The following is a 16,098-nucleotide window of genomic DNA, read 5'->3' as shown; positions in this document are numbered from 1 at the left end:
CGAACCAAACACATCCAGCGGAATCATTCGTGTCGGACACCGCTAACGCGGTGTCCTTGCCCTCTTCGATTCGAGAGCAACAGCTGAACTGTATCAACAATCTCCTACAGAAGAGCGTTTGGAAAATATATACGAGATAGATTCGACGAAAATGTTCAGTAGAGCAGAACACACGAACAGCAGTCTCATATTAAACACGACGCTCGCAATGGATATGTACAATTTTGCGGATCGTTTCATCCGTCCTATGACCCCAGTTTCTATAGGAATTTAACTGACGATACATCGCAAAGTGATCTGACTACTTAAGAGATTCACTATCACGAGGATCACTTACAAATGCGAATTCACGCGTAGGTTCATGTACGAGTTCGATGTGATCATTTGCTTTGAGGATTTCCAGACGTTGGTAGACACTATTTCTGCTAAATCCAGTTTCATCCACAAGCCTTCCTTTCGTGGCGATTCCCCATGGTTTGTCGCCATTACGTCCTTGTTTTAGACAGTCAAGGATAGCACGATCAGTTTTTGTGAGATCGTCAGCATCCATTATTTCGGTAGATGTTTGTTGTGCTAACGCCATATGCATACTGACATCGTATGGGCACTTAGAATTGTCTATTAAACCATCCGGAATAGGTGTGCAAGATGCACAATTATAAGTGCGTGTAGAATGTAGATATAGCTACGAAGCGCGGACTGCCTCAAAAGGCCGGTGCTAGAACACCGACCGCGCTTCGCCCTTCACGAAGCATGACTAGCAATACCCCTGCCGTAGAAAAACGCATCGACTACCAACCACCCGTTCTCGGAGGACACAACTAATGGCGTCCTACGACGAGAAACCCAACGGCGGGCTGCTCTCACTCGAGGCCCAATTCGGCACAAAAACCTTCCACCCCGTCAAACGCCTCGAACCCACACCCTATACTGCCACACAAGACCCCGACCAACCCACGCCCACTACCGACGAGCCAATCACCCGTGCGTACCTTGTCGAACTCCGCGTGGGCTTTCAAACCCGAACCAAGACCACCAGCCAAGCGCCCTACCTGTACTGCATCTACGCCACCGAAGACTGCCAACGGTTCTTCGAACGTCGCTGCTCGATCGACTACGGTGAGGAAGGCTTCCAGATTCCCGAGGACACCGACACCTACCGCTCGGTCGCCACCACCAAAACGGGCAATCCACAACTCCCCTCGACACCACCGGGCGAAACCCACGCGGAAACCCGCAGGCACTACCAACGGATCCTCACCACGCTGTACGACATCGACGCCACCACCCACACCACCACAACAGAGGTGCACGCGTAAATGGCCCCCACAGAACGCCCTTCTCAGAGAGCGCTAGCTATCGGCGGTGATGGGCAATGACCCGCACGTCCACCTCGATCACCGCCGAGGAGATCGAGAACACATTCGAACGCTGTCCACACTGTGGCACCTACGCAGTGCAGATCACCGACTCCCATTACTGTGACAGCCACTTCACAAGCAATCTCACCGACGCCGAACGCGACCAGCGCATTACTGGTGACCCCTATCCTGCCGATGAGACGGTCGCCATCGTCGATCAGCTTGCAGGCGACGCCTTTGCCTATCACGAACTCGACGCAGACAACCACTCGCTCTGTACGCTGCATACCGACAACCCACTCGCCTATTGCACGCGTGCAGCGGCACAAGACGACCAGTATGCACCCTGCCAACTCTGTCAGCGCCTGCGCCAGAAACGGGAGGCCGAGCAATGACCGATCAGCGTGTGGTCCTCGCGTTAGAGTGTACAGACCCGATTCAGATTCACACGAAGAAGCGCACGCTCACGGGCATCGTCTATCAGTGTGAACATTCGGAGCCCACACTCTCCTGTCGTGGCCCTGAACCCGGTGAGCACGTCCTGTACGTCGCCACACCGTCGAACGATCTGTACCGGCTGCAGTACCGGTACTATGACGCAATCGAACACACCGACACCGAGCTGGATCATTACGGACGCACCCCCTCCGGCTCGTATGCTTGGTTGCGCACGTACGCAACTGTCGAGTGCATCGTCAACCCGACTGGAGGTGAGCAAGCGTGAGTGGGATTGCTCCGAAGCCGTTGAACCCTCGCGATGCCGAGGCACTCGTTCAACATCTCTCACCGAATGACTGCGTTCGCATCACGACGACAGAGTTGCCACGGACGATTTGCACGGTCAAAGAAACGAACCCACCGACACACTGTGGACCGCATCTCGTTCTGACGGTCCCACCGATCACCACGACGGCACAGGACGACCTGCAACAAGCCACCTTCCACTGCATCAGTCAGCCCGATTCTGCCATGACTGTTCTCGAGTACACCCACACCGCCACTGACACGACTACCCGTTGTATCGGTTCGCTCACTACCATCGCCCACCTGCCGCGTCTCTCGACGCCAGCAGAGGACACTGCGGTCGCAGTGGAGGTGCCTGCCAATGACTAACACCACCACGTCCGGAGCGTCCACTCTCGAGAATATCTCGATCAGCGACCTCGCTAAGCACGTCCAGTCGCTCACTGACCGTGTTGACGATCTCGAGCAGGAAGTCACCGAGAAAGACGAGCGAATCAACGACCTCGAACAGCGAGTCAACGAGCTCGAAGACTATCGCGAGGAGGCGGCGAAAGAGCGTGCGCAAGACCGCCAGCAGCTCGGTAGTCTCGAAGACACAACCGAGTCCCTAGAAGCGGACATCGACGACCTCACCGACGTAGAGGAAAAGAACGCCCGTGTGCGAGCGTCGGTGTCGCGTATAATCAACCTCGTGCGGGATTACGAGACCGAAGAGAGTGTTGACGATGAGTCGCCGAATCTCGCCGCAGAAGCAACCAATGCAGGTCGCCAGCTCTTCGAGACGGTCCAACGCTCGGAACAGAACACTGAACTCGTGAACTTCCGCGAGAAGCGCGCAGAGAGCCAGCAGGTCGAGGACAAGTATCTCGACGTCCTCGAGCATGCCAAGAACGTCGCAAAGACAAATGACGTGATGGTTGCTCGATTGGGCTATCGAGAGGTGGCGACGCACTATGGCTGTGCGTACAAGAACGATGGCTATCGTGTGATGGAGGAAATGGCCGAACGTGTGCCCGGTGTGACCTACAAGGAATCTCGAACGCTGTCGGTTGATGACGCTATGGGCGTCGGTGGTCACCACATCGAAATCACGTTCGCGCATCCCGACTTGGCCGGATGGATGCGAGCTCACGAAGCGAACACGGGAGGAAACGGAGGACGCTGATTATAGCGTTGTAATCACGGGGGTTCGCAGAACCCCCATTTCGGCGGCACCACCACACGAGATTCACACCGCACTGCCGGTGACACATGGTGGTAGTAGTTGGTTGATTACGGTGGAGTGCGTCTTTTTCTGCGTCATTTTCTGCGAAAAGGAGGGGGTCGCTTCCGCGATCCCCCTCTATTACAACGTTGTAATCGACTATTCCCCCGAGTGACAGTCGAGGACGGTTTGGTTGGGAACGTGGCAAAGTGTTTCGAGCTGACGAGCTAGCGGTTGAACATTACCCACTAATCACCTGTTATGAGTGGCGCGCAAGATAGAGAGGTCGTATCCATCAGCTCTATTGAACGCTCCCGATAGATATTCTAGCAAACTCCACAGATTTAGTTTTACTTTCACTCTGTATGGCAAGCATTGTTGTTCAAACCCGCCCGATATTGAGCCGAAGTTGACCATGCAGTCTCCGCTTGAAATCACCGAGACAGAACCGTATTGGCTCCGTAGTCGAGACGTAAGTGACTCACCGAAAATTGGAGGTGATGACTATTTCTCCGAACACGATGTTACACGGCCTGAAGACGTGGAATCTGATGATCTGCCACCAGCAGACAGCGAGGCCGTTCACGAGATTGATCGCGAAGCACTCGAACAGAAGAAAACGATCGGCAAGTGGCAAGTGACAGGGTCAGCAGATCGCATCGAACAGCTGTGGCCTGAGCTCCTCGCTGACGCTGAGGCAGGCATCATTTGGGCAGTGAAAGCTATGACTGCATTCGGACACGAGGAACTGCCGATGTACGACGAATACATCCTCACAGTCTACACACCCAACTATTTCGAGCGTCACGATGTCACCCGCGTCCGAGAACACCTTCGAGACGAACACGACGTTACACACGAACTATACTACAAACCCGATATCTACACCGCCAAGAGAATCGATGCGGGAACAGCCGACGAATTTGGCCTCTCAGCCCCTGCTAGATACGTCGAATAGAATCCCGTTGAGGAACCGCCTCACCAATCCTTTTTGAAACCCGTCTGACCGACTTGCGCCCCGAATCTTGCAGCGGTGCAGCGGGTTGCCGAGCTGCTGTCACAAACGCCGTCTGAATACAGAGGATGCATGCAGCAGAGTGTTATCTACAGGAAAAATAGACCTAGTTCACATAGCGCCGGTCTCATCCGGCCTCGTGGCTGTCTTCGAGCAGATGCGCGACGTAGATACATACCATCTGATCGGGTTCCGGTCCTTCTGTCGTCTATATTGAATAGACGCGACGACCAAGAGGATACCATGGGCAACCTCATCTACTTCATCAACTCATCACTCGACGGCTACATCGCCGACGAGAATGGCAACTTCGACTGGGCAGAGCCATCTGAGGACGCGCATGCCTTCTTCAACGACTTCCAACAATCGGTCGACACCTCCCTTATCGGCCGTCGCATGTATGAGACGATGCGGGTGTGGGACACCTTTCTCCTCGACGACCTCCCCGAGGTAGAACGCGAGTTCGCCGAGGCGTGGGGGGATACCGACAAGGTCGTCTATTCAACCACCTTGGATACCGTGCCGGAACTGCGGACCCGTCTGGAGCAAACGTTCGACCCCGAAGTCGTACAGGCCATGAAAGACCAAGCCGACTGCGACCTGTCCATCAGTGGTCCCGGTCTGGCTTCCGAGGCCATCCGGGCAGGTCTGGTGGACCGGTATGTACTGCGCTTGGTCCCGACGATTGTCGGTGGGGGAACCCGAGCCCTCCCCGACGCAGCGCGAGTCGACCTTGCTCTCAACACGACACGGCGTTTCGAGGACGGCTCCGTCCTCGTCGACTACAGCCTCCGATGATCAAACCGACCCCCTAAACAGACAGCAGGACAGACCCCCCAGTCAGATCAACGGATCGGATTATCTTCACCAGTAAACTACGCGGGGGAATTGAACGTAGAAGATCGATAGACTACAATTTCTCGTTGTCCAATCTAATCGCGGTCAAACTGAGTCCGTAGTCGGTTCTCCCTCGTTTTCGAGATTGTTCTGAGATCCGTCTTGGCCATTCTTTTGCCTGTGTTCTCGCCACTCGTACCAGAGCACGAGGAGGGTGAGGCTGATCAACGCGCCTACCCTCTGCTCGTTGACAATGCTCCCGACGAGACTGAAAATCAGGAGAAATTTCACTAGCCCGCTAGTCGAAATGTTCATACTATTACCTCCAACTCATCCTCGAAATGAGTATCGTTAGAGATACGATTTGAGGCTGATTTCGTCATGACTCGAAAGGAATTGCGCAATACGTTGCTCACGCCATCCCAAAGGCGACAACACACTCGCTGCCGCCCGCACCAACAACTCTCGATAGAACCCGACATCGTACTCGTTTGACTCCTCACTCGCCAACCTCACCCGCTCTCGCGAACACTTGTCATCGTCGACCACCACATACGACACACACTGACCAGGGGCACGTCCCAACCCCAACTCAGCCGCCCGCTTCAGTGCCGCCACACTCCGCGTCGATTGCGTGTAGTCCTCCTTCTTCTTCGAAACGCAGTTCGTAATCACCAACTCACTCGAATCGACCGCCCCACGCTCCAAGCGATCAACCCATGACCGCAGTTCCTCACAAACCGCTTCTGGATCACGATACTCATCCACCGCTCGAATCAACGCTTTCTGCGCTTCGTCGATATACGATGGCGTACTCCGCTGGCGGCATTCGATCCCTCGATACTTGTACTCATCTTCACCAGCCACCTTCCCGAAGTACTTCGTCAACGCACCAGCATCTGAATCACGTAACGGCACAAATGCAACCCAGTCGTAGTGAGCTTCATACTCAAGCCGAATCGCCACCTCTTCAGAAATCTTCGAGACAAGCTCGGACAATGACGTTTGCTCCTCATCTTCGATCGGCGTCACCCACACGCTATCGACGATACCATGCACCACCCATGCTCTTCGAGCACTGCCTTCGTCTCCAACAGAATCTCCCGAGCAAACGCGTTGATTGCCTCGTGGCACTCGATCCGACCAAACTTCGCGTTCGAAAACCCCTGGTAGCCGAAACAGGACACCAAAATCCACTTGATCGCACTCGATTGGCCTTCCAACTCATCGCGACGATCCTCGTCCTCCGTCACTCGAATCTCGGCTTTAATCGCATCGCGATCCTCGATCAACGGCTCAAGCACGTCGGGAAGATACCCCCGCTCGTCACAAATCGAATAGCCGATGCCCGGCACATCCTCCCGCTCAGCGTGGCACTCACACCGAATCTTCTCGGGGCTCACGTTCCGCGTGACGATGATATTCGGATACAGCGACGAGAAGTCGAGTTCGTGAACGTCCTCGTGCAACCCGACGTCCGGTGCAAAGGTGAACCCACCCCGGTCGGCATCGTGGAGTTGGCGCATCGTTTTGAATTTCTCGTGTCGCCACGAACGCCATGGAACCAAAACATCCCGTTCACGGGCTTCCTGTATCTGAATCCCAGTCAAGATGTTCCCAATCGACGACCACGCCAACTCCTGCAGTGGCTTGCCCGACTGCTCAACGAGATACAGACAGCCATCGAGATTCGTCTGATTCCACATGAACGTATTCGAGCCGTCGATGATCACCCGTCCAGGGAGGTTGTAGCGTGCCGGTGAATGCCCGACTTGCCCGTAGCTTTCGTACGTTGATTCGCCCGCCAACTGCTGCCACCCCGGACGTCGTCCAAGCTTGAACTCTACGTCGAGTCGATCGGCCTGCTGGAAGAGAACGGGAATGAGGTCGCTCGTATTCAAGAAGAGAACGTCAGGGTCAACACGCTCAACACGGGCCGACAATGTGGTTAACACGTCTTCGCCACACCCAGTCACCTTCTCGTCGTCAATCGTGAGTTCTGTGACTCTCTCACTCACTAGTTCCGTCTCCGGTACAGCAATCCGCATCTTCGAGAGTTCGTGGGTCGGCAGTGGGTCGATCTCCTCTTCGAGGCAGTACCGGAACTCCCGCGAGAAATCGACGTTGTAGCAGCGATACTCACCGGGCGAGCCCCACTTGCTCACTATCCGTGCCACCGAATTCACCGCCTTGAGATCGACCACATCCACTCGGAGCACTTGTTCCGGATCGTGGCGAAAACTCACACGTTCATCAACCACGGCAACCCGAACAACGGCGGGATGGTCACGAAGGGCAGCACTGGCCGTGGAAAAATCGCCGTCACCATGCACCGACACGTAGATCGTCGGCGTATACGACTCATCGACTTCACACTCCACTCCCGTCTCAATCAGCGACCATTTGAGCACGTCACCATCGACGTAGTCGATTTTGTACACCATGACCTCATCCCTGACCGTTTAAGTCGTCCTCTACGTGATCGAGCCGATCTTCCAGGTCTTCGATCTGCTTTTGTTGCTCGATCACCATCGAAATTAGCGCTGGAATCTCGACGAACTGGTGGTTCTGAACCCCACTCGCATCAGCATGGGCGCGGGCATACTCGAAGAGTCGATCAAAGACGCCCTGGTCATCGTATCGGAGTGCCCGCCGATACTCCTGCCACCGCGACTCCATCGCCCGGAGTAAATCACGATACGTTGTGTTAGTACGCCCCATTCACACTCACCTCCGGTGAAACGTCAGCATCAACCATCGCCGGATGCCGATTCGCTAGAATACGCTTCCAATATGCGAGTGTCGTTTGCACCAATCCATTTTCCAGTGGGTAGATCAAGGTTTCGTACTCCTCGCCTGCAAACCGTGGGCCGAATTTGGTCTGTTCACACCGAATCGTCTGATCAGCAATTTCATGAATCGGTGCTGTGAGCGTATCGTCCGTCTGTAACGTTAACAGCACTGGAATCTCAAACCGTTCGGCAAGCGCATTGATCTGCTCGGTCACAGCCGAGAGCATTCGCTCGTCGTCACCACGCGGAAGATCCTCCGACCGGTAGAACCAGTCAAGAGCCGGAAGGACTGCAATCGTCGTCTCGTCCGTAAGCTCTCTAGCAAGATCCCCTACGAGACTCTGGTGTTGCCACGGGGTGAACGCCCGAGCAATGTGAATCCGGTCGAGGACACGCATCGATGGCGTAATTCGCGTCAGCGGGTGTGTTGTTCCGTGCCCGTGAGCATCGATCCAGATGGCCGACCCCTGATCGAGGAGTAGCTGGTCGAGGACGAGCGACTGGAGTGACCCAGTCATGCGCTCCTCGGTTTCGAGCAATGTAATTCCCGGATCCAGTGACGGGAGTTCTGGTGGTGTTTGGCGCATCACAGATAATATTTCACCGGGGTATCAGAAAGGCACGCCAGGGTCGCTTCCGAATATTCCGATACAGGAACGACCGACGTCAACCAGGGCGAGTTACCACCATGTAGGACGCCACAGCAATGCGAGAACGCACTCTCTGTAATTGGTGGGAGAGATGGATTCACTTCACCAATAGAAGCCCGGCGGAAACTCGGGATATTTCGGACTAGTTGGCCAATCAGAGTCCCACAACTTCTCCGCAAAATCTCGATGAGGGCGAGATGATGTCGAATGAATTGATTGATGAAGTGGTGGTGAATTTCATTCGACCTATACGGGCAGTTCCAAGGGGTTGTTGAGGGCGAAAAACCTCCGATACTGACGGCATTGTGCACGAATCTATCTCAGTCAGTTATCATCCGAGATGCTTGACAGCACCAGCAGAACTCGATACGTTCCATCCGTTTCCGATTCGGGTTTCCGAAACCCGACTTCTCGACAGGGAAATCACTGAACAATAGATGCACTCACGTATCGGAACGGACAGCGGGGGAAAGGGAGAGGTAACCCCCACACCCAAGCACGAGCCATTGTCGGGTGATGGCGCCAGACGATGGCGTCGTACTAGGCAGTGTGAGAGCGTATCTTCACCAATGATCCGAAGGATAAAATAAGTTCGTCAGACATAGCTTGATTTTATTATATGATTCGTTCAAATAACCGATCTATGTGTATCGAACTCAATTTTTAGCGTCTCTTTCTTTCAACCCAGTGAATTCTGCGGTAAGCGGCCGTTACTCAAGGTTCTGGAGAGCTAACAGAAAGTATGAACAGCGACACAATGAGAACGAAAACGACTAGTTGGTTCGGTTCCACCACAGAGCACTCCGGACCGAGCCCACCACCGCAGTATGCACTAGTCGCATCTGAGACGATTGACCTCGACTCACCGACTTCAGAGCTCATTACGAGTGTCGTTGAAGCACTCATTGATGTGATCGAGCCTGCAGGTGGCCAGACTAAGCTCTCGCTGTACGAATACGTGGACCCAGATGCGCTCGAAGACATCATCGAAGCAAGTGCATCGAAAAAGAGCGACGTTGAGGTGCGATTCACAGTCGAGGACTATCTCGTCACTGTTCGGAGTAACAACACCGTCCTCATCTACGAACCGCTCGGAACACGACGTGATGCTGGTGAAAACCCATGCCCGCCTAGGTAATCAAGAAAAGTGGCTCTGTTGAAATCCTATTAGTTCGATACTTTCCGCACTGATACAGCCGGTAAATGGGGTTGCGAATGGTTCAGAAAAATCGGGAGCGGGATACAGGTGAATCAGCTGTCAGATAATGCGATACCAAAGGCGACACCGATGGCAATCCCCATTGAAATTCCGATTGGCAAATTATCCATTGCGACGCCAAGTGCCGCACCAGCTCCAACTCCAAGTGCCAGCCCCATTCCCATCTTACTACGATTCATTCCACCGTTACATACTTCAGACATACCTCGCACATCGGATTCTCAGACTATAACTGTATGTTCTGTACTTAGCGAGTACTTCTCCCCAATCATGTTCGCAGCTGAGGATTTCAACAGAGCCAGAAAAGTGATTTTGCACTACACAACATATTAATCGCATTAGAGGTCACTGACAAGGGCGTTCCCACTATTCAGCCCCGTAATCAGTCAACCGGAGCTTCCCTTCAACCTCGTAAATATGGCCCTTATCGTGCAGCCGTTCGATGATATCCTCGGCAGCAGGGCGCTCAAGATCCTCTTCGTCGTTGAGAATTGCATACGCTTGCTCGTACGTGAGCTCTCCCGCGTCCGGAAGTGCTGTCGCGAGGGCGTCGAGCGCATCCTGCGCGAGTGGGGTGAGTGGCGACGTCCCATTCGAACTCATTGCTATCTCTGGATTTGAGAGCTGTACAGGTAAGTACACAGGATACCACCTGGAAGGATGGATACCCCACACTTCTCACCACCAACGCCGAGTCGAGAGCGCATCTCCCAAGGTGAACACTCATGGGTTAGTATCTCATACTAACCACAATGCCCAACAAAATCAAACGATCCGGCGATGGCCTTGCTCTCCAGGTCACAAAGCCTGCCCGAGCCGCTGGACTCGTTGAAGAGACTGACGACGAGCCGACCCGTCTCGCAAACATCCGCGTATTTGCTTTCGACGGCCTCCTGCTCGTCGTCGACATCGACCGCATCACAGACGAGAATATCGTCGAACTCGCGACCTCAGCCGCGCTCGACACTGTCTCGATCCATCGAGTCGCAAACGCTTCACTGCAAATTGCGGGCAATGGGTACCAGGTGCAACTCCCCGGCGCTGCAGATGCAGGGTTTCACGTCGGTGATCGAGCGCCCTGCACACCAGCGCCGAATATACTCGTGATTGCAACAGAAGGATCCAAACGAGTGGCGGCAGATATCGTGACGATTCGGAAAGAGCAGGTCTGAGATTGAACGTGTATTGGTTAGTAGTTTATGCTAATCACACCTCTTCGAGCACGACATACAACACCTTTCGAGAACACACCAGAGAAAACGTTCATAGGAGTAACCCGGAGAGAGCTTCCGTACTCTTCCCGAGCAATAGACGTAAACGGTATACCGATTGAGAAACGACTAATGGGTATGAGTGACGCTGCGAAAAAGAATCTGGAAAATATGGGCCGAGAACTGCTCAAGCAGTCGCAGCACACGCCGCTCGAAGCCCGAATGAAAGCATTCCTCGCCGACCATCAGGCACCTGATGATCTAAAGGAAGCGCGAGAGCGAGTAGCAGCAGGAAAGCCCGTCTCTGATCTCGTTTCTGAAGACCGCGACGAACGTCTCTAACTACGAATGCCGTCATACTTTTTCGACACCTCTGCCCTCGTGAAGCGTTACTACGACGAACAAGGGACAGACGTGGTCGACACGATAATCGAACCTGCCGAGAATAACATCCTCATCACCTCACTCGCAGTCATCGAAACAGTCTCTGCGTTTCGTCGAAAGCAGAATCGAGACTCAATTTCTCGCGAGGAGGTGGATTCACTCCTTGCAGCGTTTTTCGACGAAGCCCTTGCAGATTTCCAGATCGTTCCTCTGGACGAACAGCTGTTTGACTATGCGTTTGAGCTCATTCTTGAAGACGATCTTCGAACACTCGATAGTCTTCAACTCTCAGCTGCACGTGCGCTGGCGACTAACGTAGAAGATCTCACGTTTGTTTGTGCGGACAAGAAGCTCGTTGACGTCGCACAATCAAAGGAGCTTCCAGCGATCAATCCTACGACAGATGACGCCCAGTGACCGTCGAAATTAGTAGAATATCCCGATACCATCAGGTGGACCCCCACCACCCATTCAAACGTTTCTCACTAAGTCTCACTGTGATGGCCAAACTATGGACACCCCCTACATTCAAACGTTAGCAGTTATTCGAAGTTCGTTCAATGATTTCTACTCGATCTTTGTTTGAGACGTGGATCAAGGCAGAGACACCACCCATTCAAACGTTCGACCAAACAAAGGACGACTACTAAGCGATATTGTAGCGACATAGTCATAGTTCGACTGCCACACCATCCATTCAAACGTTGCACTACAGAGAGACACCACTGATTCAAACGTTCGGCGAAACCATACCCACCAAGTTCAGAAGCACAACAAAAATCCGATCTGTAATAAATACATATCGGAAATCGACAGACGAGAGTGAGTGTAAGACACCACTAATGCAATCGTTTCTCCTAGACACTCTTAGAGAGAGAACGAATGAATAAGTGGTGTGTGTCTCCCTCCGTATGAACGAGAGAAACGACTGCATCAAATGAAACGTTTTCACCCGTGGTTTTATAATAGATGTTCTCAATGGTTAGTTCATGGCTCTCTTTGAACGCTCTGAGGAAATCTTCGAGGATGAAAACGTTCTCCACGAAGATTACCAACCACAGTCATTAGAAGAGCGTGATGAAGAACTAGATCAATACAAAGGATATCTCCAACCCGTCATCAACGGTGCGCAACCGCGAAACATCTTCTTATACGGAAAAACTGGAGTAGGGAAGACAGCAACGACAAAGTATCTTCTTCATCATCTCGAACAAGACGCAGAAAGCTACGACGATCTGAACATCGAGACGATTTACATCAACTGTGAAGATCTCACATCCAGTTATCGTGTTGCTATTGCACTTGTCAACCGACTCCGACCAAACGGGAGTCAAATAAGCAAAACTGGTCATCCACTCGACGCCGTGTATTCGATGCTATGGACGGAGCTTGACGAACTTGGAGGGAGCGTTATTATTGTTTTTGACGAAGTCGATTATATTGGAGAAGACGATAGCATTCTCTACCAATTACCACGAGCACGTAGTAACGGGAAACTCGATAGTTCCCGTGTTGGTATCATTGGTATCAGTAACGACTTCAAATTCCGAGAGAAGCTTGACCCACGAGTTGAGGATACTCTTTGTGAACGAGAAATCCATTTCTCACCGTATAACGCTACCGAGCTTAAAAATATCCTCTCACGACGTTCTAAACTGGCATTTAAACCCGATGTTTTAGGAGATGGCGTTCTCGAACTCTGTAGTGCATATGCAGCTCAGGATAAAGGGAGCGCTCGACAAGCACTGGATCTTTTACTCGAAGCAGGTGATTTTGCGCGACGACAAAGCGATGCTACAGTTGGCGAATCGCATGTTCGTGAAGCGCGAAAACTTCTCGAAAAACAGCGGATCGAAGAGAGTATGCAGAATCTCACTTCGCACGGCCATCTAGTTCTTTTTGCGGTTGTTTCAATGACAATCAACAATCCAAAAATGATCCCTGCGACCAAACAACCACTCTTCGACCGCTATTCTGAGCTTGCAGATATCGCGGGGGGTGATTCCCTTGGTGGTCGTGCATTCCATAACCATCTTGCCGAGCTTTCAATGCTCGGTATTCTCCACCGTAACAAACGAAATGAAGGGCGAGGAGGAGGCATATACTACGAATATCGACTCGATGTCCCACTTGAAGCGGCGTTGAACACGCTTGAAAATTTGTTTGTTACACAAGATCTCGACCTATCGGCACTCCGTAATCGGGCAACTCAGCAGGGGCTTATCGACGATTCATAGTATTCTGGACATTCTGATACTCGACAGCTGGTACATTTCTTTGAACACTCTACGACGGGCGTGTCGGGGGAACAATAGCTCAATTAACCTACGGGTGGTCAGTGCCGGCGGTGGATTAGAATAATTCTTATTAGTGGAGGCCCGTCTGTTCCATACAATTTTTAGAACCGTTTTAAGACGGATTATCCAAGTAGTCTCTGCCAATTCATGCATATCCTCTCATCGGTCGTATTGGGAAGACGTTATTGTAGTTAGTATATTATCCCAATATTGTAATTCCCTCATTGGTCTTCAATCGGTACTCTTACCCATCTGAGGGATTCTGACTTGCCTATGTGAAATCCTATAGCTACAGCCATATTCCTTCCTATTGTTTCTTCTATGGCGTATTCTATAGCTCTGCAAGTATGCATTCCTGTGATGTCATCCCGTGATAAACGACGGGGGATTCCGACACGGTAGGGATGCCAGGTCGTCATCGTCACCAGAACCAACAGCTCTGGTTTGCTCACGAGACCGCGTCTCGGGCACGCTGGCAGGGGTTCCGACTCTCGAAATGTTGTGAATGTTATCTTCGGGGGTGTCTCGCCTGTCCACCCTGAGTCGTAGCCGTGTCACTACGCCTGCCTGCTTCCATGGCAGGCTCTCCCGTGGGTCTACACGACATGCGATGTTCGCACTCCGAGTCCTTGCTCGTATATTTGGCTTGCCGAGGCCGATACCCGACGTGCTTGCAAGAGCGACACGTCTTCGAAATGTACGCGGATGAACGTACCGAACAGAAATCCCCCGCATCTTTCGCCTTGTTCTCCTAGTTGGTCGTGTTTGGCTAGACAGAACTGTTGTTAGTATCTTATACTAACTTACGGTTCTCTCATTGAGCTTTGATCAATCTCATTCTAGCGGAGTGGTTCCCACTCGCCTATTGTAAATCCTATAGCTTTAGCCATAGCTATTCCTATCGCGTATTCTATAGCTAAGTCAATCTGTGTTCCTCTGGTAGATTCTATGGGTTATCGGGGAGGGATATTTCTCGCATTATGTAGCTATAGGATAACCTATATCCATACTCGTTCACCGTCGTTTCTTAAACAACACCCTCTAGTTTCTACTACTGTATCTCCTATAGCAAATCCTATACTAATACCTGCCATTATATTTATAACTCACTCAATATGATTGAATATAGGAAATAATATGGGATTTCCTATAGGCGTCGTGCAGACTCTGCTTTGGCGTCTAACCACGTTTCAACAATATCTGGTGCCGCTCGTTGAAGCCCCGCTCGAATCGCTAGTCGGAGCACTTCACTTCGATCTACCGCTTCCTCATTGATCTCTCGTCCAAGTTCTTCTTGCAATCGTGACCCGACGTCCTGTTGAATCTCGGGATTTGATTCGAGTGCAGAAATAAGGGCTGCTGTATCGCCATCCCAGAACGAGACTGTCTTCTGTCGATCTCCATTCTCAATCTCAGAGAGCACTGCGAGAATATCTTCACGGAACGATTTTGATTCTGATTGTTTCGCTGATTCTTGGTTCCGATTCCCGACCTGCGTCTTTTGTTTGAGTTCCTCAAGATCGACATCTTCGCTCATTGTTCCTCCAGTCGAGTGACGAGTTCAGTTGCATTTTCTCGATACGCTTCTAACGCACGAGTGGCCGTCTTTGATGGTTCTTCGAGTGCAAACGCTGTTTGGCCGTCTATCTGTGCATTCACGATATCTTGCGAATAATTGACCTGCCGAGGAGCAATCGCATCCGGATAGTTCTCGGTGAACGTCTGCTTGAAATGCTTACCAGCATTCGTACGTTCATCAAGTTCGTTGAGAATGAGCATCGTCAGCTGAATGTCTGTATCTTGCTCTTCTCGGATTTCGTTTAGATCGTCGCGTAATTGTGCCGCTTGGCCCTCCTCGAACGGTCCTGCTTTCACAGGTGCGAGTACGTTCTTTGCGGCCCACAGTCCATTATAGGTGATGTTGGATGTGCTTCCTGGTAAATCGAGAAGCACGATGTCGTAGTGGCCATCGATGAACTCGGTGAGGAACGTGTCGAGGCGAGAGTATCGTTCCTGCGTATCATCGATGTTTCCGAGCATACTATCTAGCCCGTCAAGTCCCTCGTGTGCCGGGATCATATCAGGACCCTCTCCAGTTTCGAGAACAAGTTGATCAACAGCGTCGTCAATTTGTTTGGCGATGATATTCCATTCATCTTGGAACACGGTCGTGATGTTCGGCCAATTCTCCTCGTTCGCTTGTACCTCGTCCCAAAGACCAAAGTGCTTTGCGAGGTCGCCCTGTTTCCCGGCGAGATCGATAAGGAGGACGTCAAACCCATCCTCTTCGAGAGCAACGCCAAAATGAGCAACAGTGGTCGTCTTTCCGACTCCTCCTTTGTCAAGGAACGACGCAATACGCATTGTATTCGGCATCCTATTTG

At 52.0% G+C, this 16,098-nt stretch carries 19 protein-coding genes and 1 pseudogene; 12 read left to right on the top strand and 8 right to left on the bottom strand.

The genetic code is table 11. The annotated features are described in order from the left end of the window. Positions 1–301 precede the first annotated feature (301 nt). Positions 302–583: an ArsR family transcriptional regulator gene (locus ACR3FE_RS26085; RefSeq protein ID WP_458210761.1), complete on the bottom strand. Its 282-nt coding sequence runs from the start codon at positions 581–583 to the stop codon at positions 302–304. Positions 584–824: 241 nt separating this feature from the next. Between ACR3FE_RS26085 and ACR3FE_RS26080 the strand changes: the two genes are divergently transcribed. The 7 genes from ACR3FE_RS26080 (at position 825) to ACR3FE_RS26050 (ending at position 5,122) form a co-directional block, all read left to right on the top strand. Further along, positions 825–1,319, top strand: a complete 495-nt coding sequence (locus ACR3FE_RS26080) for a hypothetical protein (protein WP_458210759.1) — start codon at positions 825–827, stop codon at positions 1,317–1,319. A 56-nt stretch (positions 1,320–1,375) separates the two neighbouring features. After that, positions 1,376–1,756 carry a hypothetical protein gene (locus ACR3FE_RS26075; RefSeq protein ID WP_458210758.1) on the top strand — a complete coding sequence of 127 codons (381 nt, stop codon included), beginning with the start codon at positions 1,376–1,378 and terminating at the stop codon, positions 1,754–1,756. Continuing rightward, a complete protein-coding gene (locus ACR3FE_RS26070; RefSeq protein WP_458210757.1) occupies positions 1,753–2,085 on the top strand; it encodes a hypothetical protein in 333 nt (110 codons plus the stop codon). Before ACR3FE_RS26075 ends, ACR3FE_RS26070 begins: the two co-directional genes overlap by 4 nt. Beyond that, positions 2,082–2,474: a hypothetical protein gene (locus ACR3FE_RS26065; RefSeq protein WP_458210756.1), complete on the top strand. Its 393-nt coding sequence runs from the start codon at positions 2,082–2,084 to the stop codon at positions 2,472–2,474. The genes ACR3FE_RS26070 and ACR3FE_RS26065 overlap by 4 nt, the downstream gene beginning before the upstream one ends. Beyond that, complete coding sequence (locus ACR3FE_RS26060; RefSeq protein WP_458210755.1) at positions 2,467–3,270, top strand: hypothetical protein; 804 nt, start codon at positions 2,467–2,469, stop codon at positions 3,268–3,270. Before ACR3FE_RS26065 ends, ACR3FE_RS26060 begins: the two co-directional genes overlap by 8 nt. A gap of 454 nt (positions 3,271–3,724) precedes the next feature. Then, a complete protein-coding gene (locus tag ACR3FE_RS26055; RefSeq protein ID WP_458210754.1) occupies positions 3,725–4,267 on the top strand; it encodes a putative phosphothreonine lyase domain-containing protein in 543 nt (180 codons plus the stop codon). Positions 4,268–4,567: 300 nt separating this feature from the next. Then, positions 4,568–5,122, top strand: a complete 555-nt coding sequence (locus ACR3FE_RS26050; protein ID WP_458210753.1) for a dihydrofolate reductase family protein — start codon at positions 4,568–4,570, stop codon at positions 5,120–5,122. 390 nt (positions 5,123–5,512) lie between these two features. Here the strand turns inward: ACR3FE_RS26050 and ACR3FE_RS26045 are convergent. The 3 genes and pseudogenes from ACR3FE_RS26045 to ACR3FE_RS26035 form a co-directional block, all read right to left on the bottom strand. After that, positions 5,513–7,605: pseudogene (locus ACR3FE_RS26045) on the bottom strand (type B DNA-directed DNA polymerase). Positions 7,606–7,609: 4 nt separating this feature from the next. Next, positions 7,610–7,882: a DUF8156 family protein gene (locus ACR3FE_RS26040; protein ID WP_458210752.1), complete on the bottom strand. Its 273-nt coding sequence runs from the start codon at positions 7,880–7,882 to the stop codon at positions 7,610–7,612. Next, on the bottom strand, positions 7,869–8,540 hold the full coding sequence (locus ACR3FE_RS26035) for a P-loop NTPase family protein (RefSeq protein ID WP_458210751.1): 672 nt from the start codon (positions 8,538–8,540) through the stop codon (positions 7,869–7,871). Before ACR3FE_RS26035 ends, ACR3FE_RS26040 begins: the two co-directional genes overlap by 14 nt. Positions 8,541–9,345: 805 nt before the next feature. Between ACR3FE_RS26035 and ACR3FE_RS26030 the strand changes: the two genes are divergently transcribed. Continuing rightward, positions 9,346–9,741, top strand: coding sequence for a HalOD1 output domain-containing protein (locus ACR3FE_RS26030; protein WP_458210750.1), 396 nt, complete (start codon positions 9,346–9,348; stop codon positions 9,739–9,741). Positions 9,742–9,854: 113 nt separating this feature from the next. On the opposite strand, the gene ACR3FE_RS26025 is transcribed toward ACR3FE_RS26030, so the two are convergent. Together ACR3FE_RS26025 and ACR3FE_RS26020 are read right to left on the bottom strand one after the other, a co-directional pair. After that, positions 9,855–10,025, bottom strand: coding sequence for a glycine zipper domain-containing protein (locus ACR3FE_RS26025; protein ID WP_458210749.1), 171 nt, complete (start codon positions 10,023–10,025; stop codon positions 9,855–9,857). 163 nt (positions 10,026–10,188) lie between these two features. Then, a complete protein-coding gene (locus tag ACR3FE_RS26020; protein WP_458210748.1) occupies positions 10,189–10,425 on the bottom strand; it encodes a type 1 periplasmic-binding domain-containing protein in 237 nt (78 codons plus the stop codon). Between the two features lie 149 nt (positions 10,426–10,574). Between ACR3FE_RS26020 and ACR3FE_RS26015 the strand changes: the two genes are divergently transcribed. The 4 genes from ACR3FE_RS26015 (at position 10,575) to ACR3FE_RS26000 (ending at position 13,654) form a co-directional block, all read left to right on the top strand. Continuing rightward, positions 10,575–10,994, top strand: a complete 420-nt coding sequence (locus ACR3FE_RS26015; protein WP_458210747.1) for a hypothetical protein — start codon at positions 10,575–10,577, stop codon at positions 10,992–10,994. Positions 10,995–11,171: 177 nt separating this feature from the next. After that, entirely contained in the window at positions 11,172–11,375 is a 204-nt protein-coding gene (locus ACR3FE_RS26010; protein WP_458210746.1) for a hypothetical protein, read from the top strand. 6 nt (positions 11,376–11,381) lie between these two features. Next, positions 11,382–11,834 (top strand): type II toxin-antitoxin system VapC family toxin, encoded by a 453-nt coding sequence (locus ACR3FE_RS26005; protein ID WP_458210745.1) that lies wholly within the window; start codon positions 11,382–11,384, stop codon positions 11,832–11,834. Positions 11,835–12,406: 572 nt separating this feature from the next. Further along, positions 12,407–13,654: an orc1/cdc6 family replication initiation protein gene (locus ACR3FE_RS26000; RefSeq protein ID WP_458210744.1), complete on the top strand. Its 1,248-nt coding sequence runs from the start codon at positions 12,407–12,409 to the stop codon at positions 13,652–13,654. A gap of 1,207 nt (positions 13,655–14,861) precedes the next feature. On the opposite strand, the gene ACR3FE_RS25995 is transcribed toward ACR3FE_RS26000, so the two are convergent. After that, on the bottom strand, positions 14,862–15,251 hold the full coding sequence (locus ACR3FE_RS25995; RefSeq protein WP_458210743.1) for a DUF8115 family protein: 390 nt from the start codon (positions 15,249–15,251) through the stop codon (positions 14,862–14,864). Further along, entirely contained in the window at positions 15,248–16,090 is an 843-nt protein-coding gene (locus ACR3FE_RS25990; protein ID WP_458210742.1) for a ParA family protein, read from the bottom strand. The genes ACR3FE_RS25995 and ACR3FE_RS25990 overlap by 4 nt, the downstream gene beginning before the upstream one ends. Between the last annotated feature and the right edge of the window lie 8 nt (positions 16,091–16,098).

It is taken from the genome of Haladaptatus rarus, assembly GCF_054177585.1.
This window is presented reverse-complemented; position numbering and strand designations above follow the sequence as displayed.